The sequence below is a fragment of the Streptomyces sp. enrichment culture genome (genome assembly GCF_964273255.1).
Classification (GTDB): Bacteria; Actinomycetota; Actinomycetes; order Streptomycetales; family Streptomycetaceae; genus Streptomyces.
The window spans coordinates 1,995,548-2,010,136 of the sequence record NZ_OZ186835.1 but is presented as its reverse complement, the minus strand read 5'-3'; the positions used below and the strand labels follow the sequence as shown (position 1 = coordinate 2,010,136).

Sequence of the window (14,589 nt, the reverse complement as noted above, 5' to 3'; positions counted from 1 at the left end):
GGCCGGACGGTGATTTGGTGAGACGGGTGGTGCCGGGGCCGATCAGTGGAGCAGACTTCCCTGTAGTTCGGCGCGCAGGTCCGGGGTCAGAACCGCACCCGCGCGGTCGACCAGCAGCGCCATTTCGTAGCCGACGAGGCCGATGTCGCACTCGGGGTGCGCCAGGACGGCCAGGGACGAGCCGTCCGAGACGGACATGAGGAAGAGGAATCCTCGCTCCATCTCGACGACCGTCTGGGCCACGTTGCCGCCTTCGAAGATCCGGGAGGCACCGGCCGTCAGGGAGGTCAGTCCCGAGGCGACGGCCGCGAGCTGGTCCGCGCGGTCGCGCGGAAAGCCCTCGGAGAGTGCCAGCAGGAGTCCGTCGGCGGACACGACGACGGTGTGGGACACCCCGGGGGTGTTGTCCACGAAGTTGGTGATCAACCAGTTGAGGTTCTGTGCCGCCTGGCTCATCTGGCTCAACTAACGCTCCTGCTGGTGAGTGGGCCGCGGGAAGCTGCCGGTCTGGGTGGACCCGGCCTGACGTCCCTGCGCGATACCCCGACGAAGATTGGTCAGCCGGCCGCGCACGTCGTCCGGTGCGCGGGAGACCTGCGGACCGCTCTGGTGCGACTGCTGCTGAGCCGTGCCCGGGACGAGGTTCGCCCGGGGTACCCGGCGCGGCAGGCCGGAGGTGGTGACGCCCCCCGCGGCCGGCTGCCGGACCCGCTCCGCCTGCCGGACCAGCTCGTCGTTGGGCGAGCTGCGCCAGGAGGCCGTGTCGGACCGCTGGGGGCCGGTGGGCCCCTGCGGCTGCTGCTGCGCGGCGGCCGGAGCCGGGCCCGCGCCCTGCTCCGACTGCTGCCGGCCGCCACCGCGGAACCAGTTGGTCTCCAGGGTGTCGTACAGCGGGGTGCGTCCGTCACCGGGACCGGTCGCCGGGGGCAGCGCCTCCGGCTCGCGGACCGGCCGCTGCTGCGGCGCCGGCGGACGCGGGGCGTCGAAGCCGGCTCCGTGCGTGCCGTTCATCTGCGGACGCTCGAACTGGCCGGTGGCCGCCGGGTCCGCGGCACCCGGCCGCCCCGGCAGCGCGTGCCGTCCGGTGTCGCCGCCGCCCTGGCCGGGCGCCGGGAACTGACCGGCCGGGGCGTTGCCGTAGCCCTGCGGGGCCGGGAACTGCCCCGTCTGCGCCGGGTCCTGCAGGTGCTGCTGCTGGTCGGCCGGGGCACCGAAGACGTCACCGCGGACGTACGGGTCGCCGCTCTGGCCGCGGTCCGCGCCGGGCTGGTCGAACGGGTCGGCGGGCCGGCCGCCGTTGCTGCCGGGCCGGGCGAACTGGCCGGTCTGCTGCGGGTCCGTGCCGGGGGCGTCGATGCGCGGCATGGCGGCCGTGCGCGTGACGTCCGGCTCGTCGTGACCGCGCGGCGCGTCGTGCGCCGGACGCGGGGGCACCGGCGGCTGGGCGTTCTCGTCGCTCCAGCTCGGCACCCGCTGCTGCTGCGGCTCGCCGCCCGGCAGCTCGGCCCGCGCGCCACCGCGCGGCGGCAGCTGCGGACGACGGCCCCGGTCGGCGTTGTCCTTGCCGCGCTGCGGCGGAACCGGCGCCCGGCCGCCGAAGGCGTCCTGGCCCTGGGCCCCGCCCGGGCCCGCGGCCTGCAGCCCCTGCGGGGCGCCCGGAGCCTGGCCGCCGAAGCCGGCGCCCGCCGGCGCGGGACGGCCCTGCGAAGCGGAGGGCGCACCGCCCTGCTCGAACAGCGACGGTCCGGAGGAGGCCGGCTGGCCCTGGGGTCCGCGCGGGGCGCCCGGAGCACCGGGCCGTCCGCCGCCGTCCCGTGGGGGCAGCGCGGCCCGCGGAGCCTGGCCGGCGCCGAGCCGGCCGCCACCGGGCGCACCGGCACCGAGCGCGGGGCCACCGCCCTGGCCGGCCCCGGCGGAGCGCCGGGCGGCGGCGGCACCGGCCGCGGCCTGTGCGGCGGCGGGACCGCCCTGACCCGGCTGGCCCGGCTTGCCCTGCGGCTTCCTGCCGCCCTGGGCGACGTCGACGGGCAGCATGACCAGCGCGGTCGTACCGCCGGAGTCGGACGGGCGGAGCTGGATGCGGATGCCGTGCCGCTGGGACAGGCGGCCGACCACGAACAGACCCATGCGGCGGGAGACGGAGACGTCCACGGTGGGCGGCGAGGCGAGCCGCTCGTTGATCGCCGCCAGGTCCTCGGGGGACAGGCCGATACCGGTGTCGTGGATCTCGATCAGCACGCGGCCGTCGGGCAGCGCGTGACCGGTGACCTTGACCTTGGTCTGCGGGGAGGAGAACGAGGTCGCGTTCTCCAGCAGCTCGGCGAGCAGGTGCACGAGGTCGTTGACGACCCGGCCGGCCACCTCGGTGGTCGGCACCGAGGACAGTTCGATGCGCTCGTACTGCTCCACCTCGGAGGCGGCGGCACGGAGCACGTCGACCAGCGGGACGGGGCGCGTCCACCGGCGGCCCGGCTCCTCACCCGCGAGCACCAGGAGGTTCTCACCGTTCCGGCGCATGCGGGTGGCGAGGTGGTCCAGCTTGAACAGCGAGGACAGCTGGTCCGGGTCGGCCTCGCGGGACTCCAGCTCGGAGATCAGCGACAGCTGGCGCTGGATCAGACCCTGGGAGCGGCGCGAGAGGTTGGTGAACATCGCGTTGACGTTGCCCCGCAGCAGGGCCTGCTCGGCGGCGAGGCGGACCGCCTCGCGGTGCACGTCGTCGAAGGCCGCGGCCACGCGGCCGATCTCGTCCCGGGAGTGCACGCCGACCGACTCCACGGACGTGTCGACGTCCTGCGGGTCGGACTCGGACAGCTGCTTGACCAGCTCGGGCAGGCGTTCCTGGGCGACCTTGGTCGCGGTGTCCTCCAGGCGCCGCAGCGAGCGGATCATGGAGCGGGCCACGACGAAGGCGCCGACCAGGGAGACGCCGAGCACCAGCAGGATCAGCAGACCGGAGATGATCGCGTCGCGCTCGGTGGCGCTGCGCAGCTCGCGGGCCTTCTGCTCCATCTCCTCGAGCAGCGTGTGCTCGATGTTCTTCATCTGCTGGAGCTTGGTGCCGCTGTCGTCGAGCCAGTCCCGGTAGGACCGCTTGTTCATCGACTTCAGGCCGTCGCGGCTGCTGAGGGCGCGGGTGGCGTACTTGTCGGTGGCCTGGATGGTGCTGTTGCCCTCGGTGATGGGCAGGAGCAGCTCCACCGCGTCGGCCTCGCCGTAGACCGCCTTGAAGGAGTCGAGCTCGATCCCCTCGCTCTCCTGCGCCGACTCGCCGTAGAGCCGGTCGTTCTCGGAGAGATCACCGAAGGTGGTGTTGCTGGCCGGCAGCGCCGCCGCGAGGATCGCGCGCTGGACCGAGGCGTACTCCTTGGCCGCGGAGAAGGACGCGAGCGCGCGGGTGCGCTGGATCATCTCCGGGTTGCTGGTCGCCTCCGCCATGTCCTGGGAGAGGTCGACCAGGTTCTCGATCAGACGGTGGTACGCCTCGACGGTCTGGGTGGCGTTGCGCTCCTGGGAGTAGGCCGAGCTGCGCGTCTTGTTGAGGTTGCCGAGCTGGGCGACGATCTGCACCAGGCTCTCGCGGACGCCGCTGAGGTTGCCGTCCTCGGTGGTGTCGATCCGCTCGGAACTGTCCAGGAAGTTCCGCATGGCCCGGTCGGTCTTCTCCCGGGTGCCCTTCACGGTGAAGTCGGAGGGCTTGGCGCCGTGCGCCAGCGGGCCGGCGGACTGGTCGCGCTCGTCCTGGAGCTGGGCGGCCAGCTCGGTGGCCTGCTTGGTCATGTCCGTCAGCAGCTTCATGTTGTCGAGCTGCTGGATGTCGTCCATGGACTGGTCGATACGCAGGGCGCCCAGCGAGGTGGCCGCGACCACCGGGAGCGCGAGCAGCGACACCAGTCGGGTGGAGATGCGCCAGTTGCGCAGGGCTATTCGCGGCCCGGGACCCGTGGGACCCTTCGGCGGCCGTGCCGGGGGCGGGCCCGCCGGTCCGTCGGACCCGGACGTGCCGGGGCGGTCGCCGCCGTCGCCGGCCACGGGCCGGCCCGGAATCTGGGCGTGCTGGGGCGAGGAGCTGCCTGGCATGGGGCCAGTCCCGCCGTGCGGCTCCGGCTCCGCCGAAGCGCTGCCATCCCTCTTGAAACGTCCCTGCACTAGCGTCGCAACCTCTGGACCAGGCACCCCTCCGCGTGAACGGCTGGGCACGGTGTCGGCGTCATAGGGGCGCCCTGAATACGCCCCCGTGGTGGTCGTGAGTGACCGGCGCGGGTTCCCCCATCTCGCCGCCACTCGGCGCGTCGGTGCGCCCCCTGTGCGCCGGCTCGATCCTGCGGCGGTCCGAGGAATTCCAGCACAGTGCAGGATCTCCAACAAGGCCCGTGGACCGAGCCGTGACATACGTGACACCCCGTGAGGGTGGTATCACCAGTCGTGGACCAGCATTCGGGACGGAACGGACGAAGTCCCGCGAGTCGTACGGGAGGGCCGGGTGTCCCAGTCGCCATGATCGGGAGCGGAATGGTCGCTTCAGGTGCCGATTGTCCGTTTCGGCGGCGGAAACCGGCGGTCCGGATTGGCTGGAATGTCCCTCTGGTCGTGAGGAAACTCACACATGGATCATCCCCTCCCGGCGGCATCGGCGGGGAATCGAATGTTTAGCCTGACGCTTTACAGGGATGGCAAAACCGTCAACCCGCGCCCGAACCGGGACCCTTCGGACCCGGCGGACGCCCTCGAGCAGAACAGGGTCCAGTAAACAGTGAAGACGACGACGATGTTCCACAAGATCGCCAACCCGCGACGCACGACGCTGGCCCACCTCGACGGCGCCGACGACCTGCAGACGCCGGCCCAGCAGGAACACGCCGTCGAACTCCCGGCCCGGACTGCCAACCCCAAGCGCACCGTCCTCATGGAGATCCCGGTCGCGGCCGCCGCCGCGCACTGACACCGACACCGGTCAGTACGCGCGCCGGGTGCCCCCCGTTCAGCGGGGCGCCCGGCGCTCGTGCGTCCGGCCCCGGCACCCCGCCGCGTTAGCCTGGAGCGTCAGACTCCAGCCGGCTCAGTCAAGGGGACAGGCATCCCGTGCGCATCGCCAGATTTTCCATCGACGGGAACGTCGCCTTCGGTGCGGTCGAGGGCGACCAGCAGGACGAACTCGTCCTGAACATCATCAAGGGCATCCCGTTCGCGGACTTCGAGCTCTCCGGCACCAGGGTCCCGCTGAGCAAGGTCAGGCTGCTCCCCCCGGTGCTGCCCAACAAGGTCGTGGCCTTCGGCCGCAACTACGCCGAGCACGCGAAAGAGATGGGCAACGAGGTCCCCGACGCCCCCTTCGCCTTCTTCAAGCCCGCGACCTCGGTGATCGGCTCGGGCGACGAGATCCAGTACCCCTCCTTCTCCCAGGAACTGCACCACGAGGCCGAGCTGGCCGTGGTGATCGGGCGCATGTGCCGCGAGGTCCCGCGCGAACGCGTCAAGGACGTCGTCTTCGGCTTCACCTGCGCCAACGACGTCACCGCCCGCGACGTGCAGCGGCGCGAGAAGCAGTGGGCCCGCGCCAAGGGCTTCGACACCTCCTGCCCGCTGGGCCCCTGGGTGGAGACCGGCCTGGACCTCGCCGCCGCGGGCGACCTGACCATCCAGCTGACCGTCGACGGCGCCCAGCGCCAGCTCGGCCGCACCAGCGAGATGATCCACTCCATCGAGGACCTGGTCGTCAACATCTCCGAGGCCATGACCCTGCTGCCGGGTGACGTGATCCTCACGGGCACCCCGGCCGGCGTCGGCCCCCTCAACGTCGGCGACGAAGTCGCCGTCACCATCGAAGGCATCGGCACTCTCACCAACAAGGTTGTCAAGCGTGGCTAGCGCACCCGCCTCACCCGTCCGCGTCCGTTTCTGTCCGTCGCCCACCGGCAACCCCCACGTGGGCCTGGTCCGCACCGCCCTGTTCAACTGGGCGTTCGCCAAGCACCACGGCGGCACCCTGGTCTTCCGCATCGAGGACACCGACGCGGCCCGCGACTCCGAGGAGTCCTACGCCCAGCTGCTCGACGCGATGCGCTGGCTGGGCTTCGACTGGGACGAGGGCCCCGAGGTCGGCGGCCCGCACGCCCCGTACCGCCAGTCCGAGCGCATGGACGTCTACCGGGACGTCGCCGCGAAGCTGCTGGACGCCGGGCACGCCTACCACTGCTACTGCTCCCAGCAGGAGCTGGACACCCGCCGCGAGGCCGCCCGCGCCGCCGGCAAGCCCTCCGGCTACGACGGCCACTGCCGCGAGCTGACCGGCGCGCAGGTCGAGGAGTACCGGGCCCAGGGCCGCGAGCCGATCGTCCGCTTCCGGATGCCGGACGAGGCGATCACCTTCACCGACCTGGTCCGCGGCGAGATCACCTACCTCCCGGAGAACGTCCCGGACTACGGCATCGTGCGCGCCAACGGCGCCCCGCTGTACACCCTGGTCAACCCGGTCGACGACGCCCTGATGGAGATCACCCACGTCCTGCGCGGCGAGGACCTGCTCTCCTCCACCCCCCGCCAGATCGCCCTCTACAAGGCGCTGACGGAACTGGGCATCGCCAAGGAGACCCCGGCCTTCGGCCACCTGCCGTACGTGATGGGCGAGGGCAACAAGAAGCTCTCCAAGCGCGACCCGCAGTCCTCGCTCAACCTCTACCGCGAGCGCGGCTTCCTCCCCGAGGGCCTGCTCAACTACCTCTCCCTGCTCGGCTGGTCGCTCTCCGCCGACCGGGACGTCTTCTCGGTCGAGGAGATGGTCGCGGCCTTCGACGTCACCGACGTGCAGCCCAACCCGGCCCGCTTCGACCTCAAGAAGTGCGAGGCGATCAACGCCGACCACATCCGGATGCTCGACGTGAAGGACTTCGCCGAGCGCTGCCGCCCGTGGCTGAAGGCCCCGCACGCCCCCTGGGCCCCCGAGGACTTCGACGAGGCCAAGTGGCAGGCCGTCGCCCCGCACGCGCAGACCCGCCTGAAGGTGCTCTCCGAGATCACCGACAACGTCGACTTCCTGTTCCTGCCGGAGCCGGTCTTCGACGAGGCGTCCTGGAACAAGGCGATGAAGGAGGGCTCCGACGCCCTGCTGCGCACCGCCCGGGAGAAGCTGGAGGCGGCCGACTGGTCCTCCGCGGAGTCCCTGAAGGAGGCCGTCCTGGCCGCCGGCGAGGCCCACGGCCTCAAGCTCGGCAAGGCGCAGGCCCCGGTCCGCGTCGCGGTCACCGGCCGCACGGTCGGCCTGCCGCTCTTCGAGTCCCTGGAGGTCCTGGGCCGGGAGACGGCCCTGGCCAGGATCGACGCGGCGCTGGCGAAGCTCGCCGCGTAACCCTTCCGCAAGCGCACCGACCGGGGGCGGCGGCCGTGACGGCCGCCGCCCCCGTGCCGTCCCCGCACGCGCCCCCCGTCCCCGCACGCGCCCCTAGGCTGGTGGCATGGGGATCCGGGCCGTCGTCTGGGACGTGGACGACACACTCTTCGACTACACCACCGCCGACCGTGAGGGCATGCGCGTCCACCTGGCGGCCGAAGGGCTGCTGGCCGGGTACGGGTCGGCCGAGGCGGCCCTCGTGCGCTGGCGGGAGATCACCGAGGCCCAGTGGGCGCGCTTCGCCGCCGGCGAGGTGGATTTCGTCACACAGCGGCGCGACCGCACCCGGGTGTTCCTGGGGGAGGACCTGACCGACGACGAGGCCGACGCCTGGTTCCAGCGCTACGTGGGCCACTACGAATCCGCCTGGAGCCTCTTTCCGGACGTGCTGCCCGTCCTGGACGCCCTGGCCGACAGCCACCGTCACGCGGTGCTCTCCAACTCCAGCCTCCACGTCCAGGACCGCAAGCTGCGCGTGCTGGGCGTGCACGACCGCTTCGAGGCGATCCTGTGCGCCGCCGAGCTGGGTGTCTCCAAGCCCGAGCCCGGCGCCTTCCTGGCGGCGTGCGAGGCGCTGGAGCTGCCCCCGCGGCAGGTGGCGTACGTCGGCGACCACCCGGAGATCGACGGACGCGGGGCCGCGGACGCCGGACTGCTGTCGGTGTGGATCGACCGCTCCGGTACCCGGGCGAGCGTGGAACCGCCCGCAGGCCCGCGCCGCATCGCCTCCCTGGCCGAACTCCCCGCCGTCCTCGGCGGCGCGGATACTCGTTTTGGAGCCCCGTCCTCCTTCGGGTAATGTTCTTCCTGCGCCGAGGGGCGCCGGTCACCGAGCCGGAACCCCGGGCGCACAGCTAGAACAAGATCCCCTCCGGGGCTTGCGTTCCAGTGGCCTATGGTGTAATTGGCAGCACGACTGATTCTGGTTCAGTTAGTCTTGGTTCGAGTCCAGGTAGGCCAGCTCGCAGAGCTCATCTGCACCGCGGATCACATCCGCAAGCCCCCGTTGTGTAGCGGCCTAGCACGCTGCCCTCTCAAGGCAGTAGCGCCGGTTCGAATCCGGTCGGGGGTACAGATCCATCCCGCGAAGGCAGTCAGGGTCGCTCCCGCTGTCGTCACGGTGACAACACCCGGCTGCCGCCGGGTGAGGATCGCCAAGGCCCCCGTTGTGTAGCGGCCTAGCACGCCGCCCTCTCAAGGCGGTAGCGCCGGTTCGAATCCGGTCGGGGGTACTGACTGGTCTAAACCATCATTGGTCTATGGTGTAATTGGCAGCACGACTGATTCTGGTTCAGTTAGTCTTGGTTCGAGTCCAGGTAGACCAGCAGGATCCGCGGCAACGCGTGATCCACGCCCCCGTTGTGTAGCGGCCTAGCACGCCGCCCTCTCAAGGCGGTAGCGCCGGTTCGAATCCGGTCGGGGGTACGCGAGACGAAAGCCCTCCACCTCGGTGGGGGGCTTTCGCGTGTTCCGGCTCACTCGATCCCGTACCGCCGGGCCGACTCCTCCTCCTGGGCCAGCCGGTGCAGCGCCCGCAGCACCGGTTCGAAGAGCATCGCGGACGCCACCGCCAGCTCCACCTGCTCCGTCCGGGAGGCGAGCGTCTCCATGTGGTCGAGCTGCCTGCGGGCCACCTGATGCATCAACTCCCCGTACGGCCGCATCAGTTCGGCGTCGAAGGAGTGGCCGAGCCGGTGCAGCGCCGCCACCGCGGCCACCAGCGAACGGTGCACCGGCGACAGCGCAGCCGGCTCCCGCGCCGTCTCCCAGCCGAGCGAGGACAGCAGCCGGTCCACCTCCGCGCGCGCCGAGACCACGCTCGGATCGTCCTCGTCCGGCCCGGGATCCTGCGGCAGCGCCCACAGGGCCGCGCCCAGGCGGACGGTCCGGCCCAGGGAGTCGTCGTCGACGTGCCCCAGCACCTCGCGCGCCGTCGCCACCGGGACGCCACCGACCTGGATCAGGGCCCGCACCAGCCGCAGCCGACGCAGGTGCTCCTCGTCGTACTCGGCCGTGGTCGCGGTGACCCGGTGACCCGGTGACCCGGGGGCAGCAGCCCTTCCCGCAGGTAGTACTTGATCGTCGCGGTGGACACCCCGCTGCGTTCGCTCAGTTCGGCCAGCCGCACGTTGTGCGCCCTCCTTGGGACAGCGGAACTATCCAAGGGTGGGCAGCGCCGCCCACCCAGCCTAGGGACCGGGGGGACGCACCGTGGCGCGCAGGCACGCCGTCGCCGGACGCACCACCGCGGCGGCCGAGGGGGAGGTCGTCGTCCTCCTGATCGGCATGCGGATCAACCGCTTCCGGGCGGTGCACCACTGGCTGCCGGTGCTCCTCGCCATGCCCTGCATGCTGCGGGAGCCGGGCCGGCAGCCGGAGCGCGGACTCCTCGGCCACGTGCTGCTCACCGCCTCGCCGCGGACGTACTACGTCGTCCAGTACCGGGAGTCCCGGGAGAAGCTCTACGCCTACGCGCACGCCCCGGGCACGGCCCACCACACGGCGTAGATGCTCATCAACCGCACGGGACGGGCGGGGAAGGTGCGCGGACTCGTGGGGCTGTGGCACGAGACGTACGTGGTGCCCGAGGGGTCCTACGAGTCGGTCTGCGCCGACATGCCGGCCTTCGGACGCGCCGCCGCGCACGGGCAGGTGCCGCTGGAACGGCGCGGCCGGCGGGCGAAGGACCGGTTCGCGTACCGGTCCGGAGCGACGGACGCGGGGCATCCCGGAGGGACAGGGGGACAGGGGGACAGGGGGACAGAGGGGGGACAGGGGGAGCGGGGCGAAAGGAGCGCGCCGCCGGCTGCGGCCGGCGGCGCGTGACGCCGGGGGAGGGCCCGCCGCGGCGTTGAGGCGGGCCCGTCCCGACGGTCGGAGGAACGGGTCGGGAAGGGTCAGGAGCGGCGCAGCGCCTCGGAGAGGCGGCCGGCGGCGTCGATCACGGCCTGCGCGTGCATGCGCCCCGGGTGCCGGGTCAGGCGCTCGATCGGGCCGGAGACGGAGACCGCGGCGACCACGCGGTTGGACGGCCCCCGCACCGGGGCGGAGACGGACGCAACACCGGGCTCCCGCTCGCCGATCGACTGGGCCCAGCCGCGGCGCCGCACGCCCGACAGGGCCGTCGCCGTGAAGCGGGCGCCCTGCAGGCCGCGGTGCAGCCGCTCCGGCTCCTCCCAGGCGAGCAGGATCTGCGCCGAGGAACCGGCCTTCATCGTCAGCGTGGAACCCACCGGCACCGTGTCCCTGAGCCCGGACAGGCGCTCCGCCGCGGCGACGCAGATGCGCATGTCGCCCTGGCGGCGGTAGAGCTGGGCGCTCTCGCCGGTGACGTCCCGCAGGTGGGTGAGCACCGGGCCCGCCGTGGCGAGCAGGCGGTCCTCACCGGCCGCCGCGGCCAGTTCGGCCAGGCGCGGGCCGAGGATGAACCGGCCCTGCATGTCGCGCGCCACCAGACGGTGGTGCTCCAGCGCCACGGCCAGGCGGTGGGCCGTGGGTCGTGCCAGTCCGGTCGCCCCGACCAGTCCCGCGAGGGTGGCCGGGCCGGACTCCAGGGCGCTCAGGACCAGGGCTGCCTTGTCCAGAACGCCGACGCCGCTACTGTTGTCCATGAAACGATACTTGCGTCTCACTCTGTGAAACGCAAGTTCAATTTTCCGTGGAACCCGCCACTCTTGAAACACGGAAGCAACGCGGCCCGTGCACCCGAGCGTGGACACCAGGGCCTGGTGGCGGACGCCCGGGTGCCAGGGGACACGGGCGCCCCGCCTCCGCACAGATCTCTAGTTGGGCCGGCGCCGTGTGCGTGCCGGCCGGAGGGAAAGCGATGGGTAGGACACTCGCGGAGAAGGTCTGGGACGACCACGTCGTCCGGCGCGCCGAGGGCGAGCCCGACCTCCTCTTCATCGATCTGCACCTGCTGCACGAGGTGACCAGCCCGCAGGCCTTCGACGGTCTCCGCAAGAGCGGCCGCCGGGTGCGCCGCACCGACCTCACCATCGCCACCGAGGACCACAACACCCCCACCCTGGACATCGACAAGCCGATCGCCGACCCGGTCTCCCGGGTCCAGCTCGAGACGCTGCGCAGGAACTGCGCCGACTTCGGCGTCCGGCTGCACCCGCTGGGCGACGTCGAGCAGGGCGTGGTGCACGTGGTCGGCCCGCAGCTGGGGCTGACCCAGCCCGGCATGACCGTCGTCTGCGGCGACTCGCACACCTCCACCCACGGCGCCTTCGGCGGCCTGGCCTTCGGCATCGGCACCTCCCAGGTCGAGCACGTGCTGGCCACCCAGACGCTGCCGATGGCCCGCCCCAAGACCATGGCGATCACCGTCAACGGCGAACTGCCCGACGGCGTCACCGCCAAGGACCTGATCCTGGCGATCATCGCGAAGATCGGCACGGGCGGCGGCCAGGGGTACGTCCTTGAGTACCGCGGCGAGGCCATCGAGAAGCTGTCGATGGAAGCCCGGATGACCATCTGCAACATGTCGATCGAGGCCGGCGCCCGGGCCGGCATGATCGCCCCCGACGAGACCACCTTCGCCTACCTGGAGGGCCGTCCGCACGCCCCCGAGGGCGAGGACTGGGACGCGGCCGTCGCGTACTGGAAGACGCTGAGGTCCGACGACGACGCCGAGTTCGACGCCGAGGTCGTCATCGAGGCCGCCGAGCTGTCCCCGTTCGTCACCTGGGGCACCAACCCGGGCCAGGGCGCGCCGCTTTCGGCGTCGGTCCCCGACCCGGCATCGTACGAGGACGCCTCGGAGCGGCTCGCCGCCGAGAAGGCCCTGGAGTACATGGGGTTGGAGGCCGGGCAGCCGCTGCGCTCCATCGGTGTGGACACCGTCTTCGTAGGTTCCTGCACCAACGGCCGCATCGAGGACCTGCGCGCCGCCGCCGAGATCGTCAAGGGCCGCAAAGTCGCCGACGGCGTCCGCATGCTGGTCGTCCCCGGCTCGGCGCGGGTCGGTCTGCAGGCCGTCTCCGAGGGCCTGGACGTGGTCTTCAAGGAGGCCGGGGCCGAGTGGCGGCACGCGGGCTGTTCCATGTGCCTGGGCATGAACCCCGACCAGCTCGCCCCCGGTGAGCGCTCCGCCTCCACCTCCAACCGCAACTTCGAGGGCCGGCAGGGCAAGGGGGGCCGCACCCACCTGGTGTCCCCGCAGGTCGCCGCGGCCACCGCGGTCCTCGGCCACCTGGCCTCCCCGGCCGACCTCGCCGACGCCGACGCCCGTACGCCCGCTGGAGTCTGATCAGTCATGGAAGCATTCACCACCCACACCGGCCGGGCCGTCCCGCTGCGCCGCAGCAACGTCGACACCGACCAGATCATCCCCGCCCACTGGCTCAAGAAGGTGACCCGGGACGGGTTCGAGGACGGGCTGTTCGAGGCCTGGCGCAAGGACCCGGAGTTCGTGCTCAACCGCCCCGAGCGGCAGGGCGCCACGGTGCTCGTCGCGGGCCCCGACTTCGGCACCGGCTCCTCGCGCGAGCACGCCGTCTGGGCGCTGCAGAACTACGGCTTCAAGGCCGTGATCTCCTCCCGCTTCGCCGACATCTTCCGCGGCAACTCGCTGAAGAACGGCCTGCTCACCGTGGTCCTCGACCAGAAGACCGTGGACGCGCTGTGGGAGCTGACGGAGGCCGACCCGACCGCGGAGATCACCGTCGACCTGGAGTCCCGCGAGGTGCGGGCCGAGGGCATCACCGCCGCCTTCGAGCTCGACGAGAACTCCCGCTGGCGGCTGCTGAACGGCCTGGACGACATCTCCATCACGCTGCGGAACGAGGCGGACATCGCCGCGTACGAGCAGCGGCGCCCCTCGTTCAAGCCGCGGACGCTCACGGCCTGACCGCCGGGCCGCGAAGTCCTCGCGGCAGGTCGACTTTCGGCCACCGAAACGCCCGTCCGTACCCCCGATCCCACCGATCGGGGGTACGGCCGTTTCTGCCCCCATCCGGGGCCGGGCGCGACCGAGGGGGCTCACAACTTCCCACGTTATGGCGGTTGTTGCCTGGGTACACGTGTCATGTGCCCGTGACCTCCGCCCGCGCCCGCACGGCCGTCAGAGGCGGCAGTTGCCCCCTGCGGGGGCGACAACTCGCCCCAGATGGCACAATCTGTGCATGGAACACGACGGCCAACTCGAGCTCTACGCGGCGGTCGCGGTCCGGCTCAAGGAAGCGCATGCAGGGGTGCGCGCACTGCAAGTCCCGGAGGGCGTACGGATGGCGCTGACCCGGAAGCTGCTGGTCATTACGGCCGTGGCCAAGCACGATCTCGCCACTGCGGCAAGGCGTCTGGAGCGGTTCATCGAGGACCTCGACGAGGGGCGATTCCCCGAAGAGGAACGCTGAGCCAGCCGAGACAACCGAGTTCGTTGCGGCACAAGGGTGATAAGCCCGTTTCGTGTTTGATTTGCGGTATATATCTGCCTAACGTGCGAAAACGCTTGAACAGATTCGTTCCGGCGATGTCTCCGAAGGGGAAGACGTGAACAAGGCGCAGCTCGTAGAAGCGATTGCCGACAAGATGGGCGGCCGGCAGCAGGCCGCCGACGCTGTCGACGCGGTACTGGACGCCATCGTCCGCGCCGTGGTGGCGGGAGACCGGGTCTCGGTCACCGGCTTCGGCTCGTTCGAGAAGGTCGACCGTCCGGCCCGCTACGCCCGCAACCCCCAGACGGGCGAGCGGGTTCGGGTCAAGAAGACCTCCGTTCCGCGTTTCCGGGCGGGCCAGGGTTTCAAGGACCTGGTCAGCGGGTCCAAGAAGCTCCCGAAGAACGACATCGCCGTCAAGAAGGCCCCCAAGGGCAGCCTGTCCGGTCCGCCCCCCACGATCTCCAAGGCCGCGGGCAAGAAGGCCGCCGCCAAGAAGGCCACGGGCGCCGCGAAGACCACCACGGCCCGCAAGACGGCGGCGAAGAAGTCCACCGCCACCAAGACCGCCGCCGCGAAGAAGACCACGGCGAAGAAGGCACCCGCCAAGAAGACGGCGACCACCGCCAAGACCACCGCGGCGAAGAAGACGGCCGCCCAGAAGGCCCCGGCGAAGAAGGCCACGGCCAAGAAGGCACCCGCCAAGAAGTCGACCGCGCGCAAGACCACCGCCAAGAAGACCACCGCCCGCAAGAAGTAGCCCCGGGCGGGCGGCACTCACGCGCCGGGCCGGACTCCGATCGGGGAGTCCGGCCCGCG

Annotated in this window: 11 protein-coding genes, 5 tRNA genes and 2 pseudogenes; 14 read left to right on the top strand and 4 right to left on the bottom strand. The window is 71.6% G+C overall.

What is annotated here, in order from left to right; genetic code table 11:
- Positions 1 to 42: 42 nt before the first annotated feature.
- Both ACSU53_RS08530 and ACSU53_RS08525 read right to left on the bottom strand, forming a co-directional pair.
- Positions 43 to 456: a roadblock/LC7 domain-containing protein gene (locus tag ACSU53_RS08530; RefSeq protein ID WP_004983056.1), complete on the bottom strand. Its 414-nt coding sequence runs from the start codon at positions 454 to 456 to the stop codon at positions 43 to 45.
- A 9-nt stretch (positions 457 to 465) separates the two neighbouring features.
- The gene (locus ACSU53_RS08525) at positions 466 to 4,149 is read right to left on the bottom strand and encodes a nitrate- and nitrite sensing domain-containing protein (RefSeq protein WP_437026089.1); all 3,684 of its coding nucleotides are present in this window, start codon (positions 4,147 to 4,149) and stop codon (positions 466 to 468) included.
- Positions 4,150 to 4,753: 604 nt separating this feature from the next.
- Between ACSU53_RS08525 and ACSU53_RS08520 the strand changes: the two genes are divergently transcribed.
- The 9 genes from ACSU53_RS08520 (at position 4,754) to ACSU53_RS08480 (ending at position 8,812) form a co-directional block, all read left to right on the top strand.
- Positions 4,754 to 4,942 carry a hypothetical protein gene (locus ACSU53_RS08520; protein ID WP_362092608.1) on the top strand — a complete coding sequence of 63 codons (189 nt, stop codon included), beginning with the start codon at positions 4,754 to 4,756 and terminating at the stop codon, positions 4,940 to 4,942.
- Positions 4,943 to 5,082: 140 nt separating this feature from the next.
- Positions 5,083 to 5,868 carry a fumarylacetoacetate hydrolase family protein gene (locus tag ACSU53_RS08515; RefSeq protein WP_437026087.1) on the top strand — a complete coding sequence of 262 codons (786 nt, stop codon included), beginning with the start codon at positions 5,083 to 5,085 and terminating at the stop codon, positions 5,866 to 5,868.
- Positions 5,861 to 7,345 carry a glutamate--tRNA ligase gene (gltX, locus tag ACSU53_RS08510; protein WP_437026084.1) on the top strand — a complete coding sequence of 495 codons (1,485 nt, stop codon included), beginning with the start codon at positions 5,861 to 5,863 and terminating at the stop codon, positions 7,343 to 7,345. Before ACSU53_RS08515 ends, gltX begins: the two co-directional genes overlap by 8 nt.
- Before the next feature lie 106 nt (positions 7,346 to 7,451).
- Positions 7,452 to 8,186, top strand: a complete 735-nt coding sequence (locus ACSU53_RS08505) for an HAD family hydrolase (RefSeq protein ID WP_437026082.1) — start codon at positions 7,452 to 7,454, stop codon at positions 8,184 to 8,186.
- Between the two features lie 90 nt (positions 8,187 to 8,276).
- Positions 8,277 to 8,348: transfer RNA gene (locus tag ACSU53_RS08500), tRNA-Gln, on the top strand.
- Positions 8,349 to 8,386: 38 nt separating this feature from the next.
- Positions 8,387 to 8,459 (top strand) — tRNA-Glu (locus tag ACSU53_RS08495).
- 87 nt (positions 8,460 to 8,546) lie between these two features.
- Positions 8,547 to 8,619, top strand: a tRNA-Glu gene (locus ACSU53_RS08490).
- 21 nt (positions 8,620 to 8,640) lie between these two features.
- Positions 8,641 to 8,712 (top strand) — tRNA-Gln (locus ACSU53_RS08485).
- A gap of 27 nt (positions 8,713 to 8,739) precedes the next feature.
- Positions 8,740 to 8,812, top strand: a tRNA-Glu gene (locus ACSU53_RS08480).
- Positions 8,813 to 8,862: 50 nt separating this feature from the next.
- Here ACSU53_RS08480 and ACSU53_RS08475 read toward each other — a convergent pair.
- Positions 8,863 to 9,515, bottom strand: a pseudogene (locus ACSU53_RS08475) (MerR family transcriptional regulator).
- An 83-nt stretch (positions 9,516 to 9,598) separates the two neighbouring features.
- On the opposite strand from ACSU53_RS08475, the pseudogene ACSU53_RS08470 reads away from it, so the two are divergent.
- Positions 9,599 to 10,213: pseudogene (locus ACSU53_RS08470) on the top strand (DUF4188 domain-containing protein).
- Positions 10,214 to 10,284: 71 nt separating this feature from the next.
- Here ACSU53_RS08470 and ndgR read toward each other — a convergent pair.
- Positions 10,285 to 10,998 carry an IclR family transcriptional regulator NdgR gene (gene ndgR, locus ACSU53_RS08465; RefSeq protein WP_362092190.1) on the bottom strand — a complete coding sequence of 238 codons (714 nt, stop codon included), beginning with the start codon at positions 10,996 to 10,998 and terminating at the stop codon, positions 10,285 to 10,287.
- A 215-nt stretch (positions 10,999 to 11,213) separates the two neighbouring features.
- Here ndgR and leuC point away from each other — a divergent pair, with 215 nt between their 5' ends.
- The 4 genes from leuC to ACSU53_RS08445 all read left to right on the top strand — a co-directional run bounded on the left by leuC (position 11,214) and on the right by ACSU53_RS08445 (position 14,530).
- A complete protein-coding gene (gene leuC / locus ACSU53_RS08460) occupies positions 11,214 to 12,644 on the top strand; it encodes a 3-isopropylmalate dehydratase large subunit (RefSeq protein WP_437026080.1) in 1,431 nt (476 codons plus the stop codon).
- Positions 12,645 to 12,650: 6 nt separating this feature from the next.
- Positions 12,651 to 13,244: a 3-isopropylmalate dehydratase small subunit gene (gene leuD / locus ACSU53_RS08455; protein ID WP_437026078.1), complete on the top strand. Its 594-nt coding sequence runs from the start codon at positions 12,651 to 12,653 to the stop codon at positions 13,242 to 13,244.
- Between the two features lie 274 nt (positions 13,245 to 13,518).
- Complete coding sequence (locus tag ACSU53_RS08450; RefSeq protein ID WP_437026077.1) at positions 13,519 to 13,749, top strand: hypothetical protein; 231 nt, start codon at positions 13,519 to 13,521, stop codon at positions 13,747 to 13,749.
- Between the two features lie 136 nt (positions 13,750 to 13,885).
- Positions 13,886 to 14,530, top strand: a complete 645-nt coding sequence (locus ACSU53_RS08445; RefSeq protein ID WP_437026074.1) for an HU family DNA-binding protein — start codon at positions 13,886 to 13,888, stop codon at positions 14,528 to 14,530.
- The last annotated feature ends 59 nt before the right edge of the window (positions 14,531 to 14,589 follow it).